The following is a 2,505-nucleotide window of genomic DNA, read 5'->3' on the forward strand; positions in this document are numbered from 1 at the left end:
AACCAAGCCTTTCGTTGACTTGGTCGCCTTAATTTAGCAAAGCCTAAACAGCCTGCCGTTACGGCAGCGCTTGAGCGCGAAGGCCGACTGTTGCGAAGCGTTAGTTTTGAGTTAGGATTTCGTCAGGCTGGGATAGCAAATGCAAAGTGAGGACAGCGGCGCTGCAAATAGAATCTCACTCTTCGGCGGTTTCCGGATTGAAAATGAAACGGCCGGCCCGCTTCGGCTGACCGGGAAACGAGGGCCGGCAATCATCGCCTATCTGGCCCGGTGTCCGGGCATGGCGGCGACGCGGGAGAGGCTGGCTGACCTCCTATGGGGCGACAGCGACGCTGAACATTCGCGCAACAGCCTTCGGCAGGCCCTCAGTGTCCTGCGCCAGGATCTGGCGCGAGAAGGGGTGGATCTCATCCATTCCAGCGGTGAGTTGATCGCCCTGAGGCCAGAGCTGGTTCAAGTCGACGTGGAGAAGTTCGAAACGGGTCTCTCGGCCCGTTCCACCCAGGACCTCGCGAAGGCCTTGGCGAACTACATCGGGCCCTTCCTCGACGGGCTTTATCTGGGGAGCAATACGTTCGATGACTGGATCACATCGGAACGCGACAGGCTGCTCGGCCGCGCGCTTGAGTCCTTCGAAAAACTGGCCCGTCTCGTCGACCCCGATGCCGGGCTGATCCTGGCCGATCGTATTCTGACCATGGAACCGACACGGGAAGAATCCTATCGGCTCAAGATGGAATTGCTGCTCGCATGTGGCCAACGCGACAGGGCAATCAGGACATACGAAGCCTGCAGAAGCATGCTGAAGAAGGAGTTCGGCGTCGAAGCCGGCCCTGAAACGCGGGCGCTTTGGCAATCTCTGTTGCTTGCCGCCGACGACGCTTCAAATGTGCAGTCGACAAATGGTGTTCCGTCCAGCCAGCGCCTTGGGCGTCCGTCCATCAGCGTTGCCGACTTCGTTAATCTGACCGGAAAGCAAGGCGACGACTTTTTCGCCAAGGGACTTGTCCAGGACATCACGACAGCTCTTTCCGAAGTGGCCGACTATGTCGTGCTCGCCGCGCTTCCGCCCGAGAAGAGCGGCCCAGGCGAAGAAGCCAAGACGCCAGGAATATTCCGCGCGCGATATATACTCAGCGGCAGCGTCCAGAGATCCGGCAATGGGTTGAGGGTGAATGTCCAGCTCGTCGATGCCGCCGGCGGCCACCATGTCTGGGCCCAGAAGTTCGACGGCCACTCCGAGAACGCGCTCGAATTCCAGGACAGGATCGCACAATCTGTTGTTCTTGCCGTGATCCTCGAACTTCAACTGACCAACTGGAAGGTTCGAGACAAAAGCCCGCCAGGGATCCCTGAAGTGCGCAGGCTGGTGAACGAAGCCCTCATGAAATATTTTGAGATGACTCGGGACTCACTTTTGGTCGGGATAGAGCTTGCCGAGAGGGCCTTCTCGATAGGTCCCGACAATGCCCGTGCAAAGCGGACGCTCTCGATCGTGATATCCATGGGCGTGGCGTTTGGTGCGCTGCCTCGGGAGCGTGGGGTGATCGAGCGTGCGGTCGAGCTTGCGGAAGCCGCAGTACGGGCGGTACCGGACGATGAAATTGCCCGATGTATTCTGTCGTTCGCTCTCGAAAGTTGCGGTCGCATCGACGAGGCGATCGCCGAATGCCGCCACGCGATCAGCCTCAACCCAAGCTACCCAACTGGCCACGGCGATATTTCGATGCTCTTTGCGTTGCGCGGACAGGTCGACGAAGCGGTGCGTGAGGCCAACGAAGCAATCCGGCTCGGAACGCACGATGTCATCGACTTCTGGCGCCACCACGGCCTGGTTGTGGCGCTCTTCGCTGGCGGAGACAACCAGCGGGCGCTCGAAGCCGCCCGCAAAGTGGTCAGGACAAAGCCTGGCTTCGTTCGCGGCGCCCTTTATTGGGCCGCGACCGCATCGGCCACCGGAAATAACGAAGAAGCGTCCCGGGCCATCCACCATTGCCTGTCACAACTTCCGCATCTCAATCTGAGCAACGTCTGCCCTGGCTTTGTGCCGCGCTATGTAAAGGATCATCATCATTCCCGGTTCCTTGAGATGCTGTCGAGGGCTGGCCTTCCCAGTTCCTAGCCACATCGTTGGCGCAGACACCGTCATACGAAGCTGGAGGGTTCCGTCCTCCGCCCAGGCATCGAAAGCAGACGACGCGTTGGCAATTCCGGCCAGGTCGACCTATACGCTACCCTGCGATTGAGGTATTCGACGCCCCACGCCGTGGCGCCGGCCAGTCATCCGCCGATTTGCGGCTTGGGCCTATCATGGCGCGTGATAGAGCCCGTACGACGCGATCCAACCTGTCGAAGTTATGAAGCATGAAAGATTATCAAAGGTTTAGGGTAGCCATAGCGCCTATGATGGACTGGACGGACCGGCGTTGCCGGTTCTTCCACCGTCAGCTGACGAGCCATGCGCTGCTTTACACCGAGATGGTGGTGGCCGACGCCGTCATCCAT

The 2,505-nt window shown here is 59.5% G+C and carries 2 protein-coding genes; both read left to right on the forward strand.

Features of this window, described 5'->3' with window-relative positions; all coding sequences use genetic code 11:
• The first annotated feature begins 139 nt into the window (after positions 1-139).
• Positions 140-2,122 (forward strand): BTAD domain-containing putative transcriptional regulator, encoded by a 1,983-nt coding sequence (locus EN914_RS31950; RefSeq protein WP_024503319.1) that lies wholly within the window; start codon positions 140-142, stop codon positions 2,120-2,122.
• 242 nt (positions 2,123-2,364) lie between these two features.
• On the forward strand, positions 2,365-2,505 hold a 141-nt coding region (locus EN914_RS31955), incomplete at its 3' end, for a tRNA-dihydrouridine synthase (RefSeq protein ID WP_206527289.1).

Source organism: Mesorhizobium sp. M7A.F.Ca.CA.001.08.2.1, assembly GCF_003998455.1.
Lineage (GTDB): Bacteria > Pseudomonadota > Alphaproteobacteria > Rhizobiales > Rhizobiaceae > Mesorhizobium > Mesorhizobium ciceri.

Bases quoted from the DNA above. Each gene is read 5' to 3' on its own strand.
- EN914_RS31950 (WP_024503319.1), top strand. From the start codon at position 140: ATGCAAAGTGAGGACAGCGGCGCTGCAAATAGAATCTCACTCTTCGGC.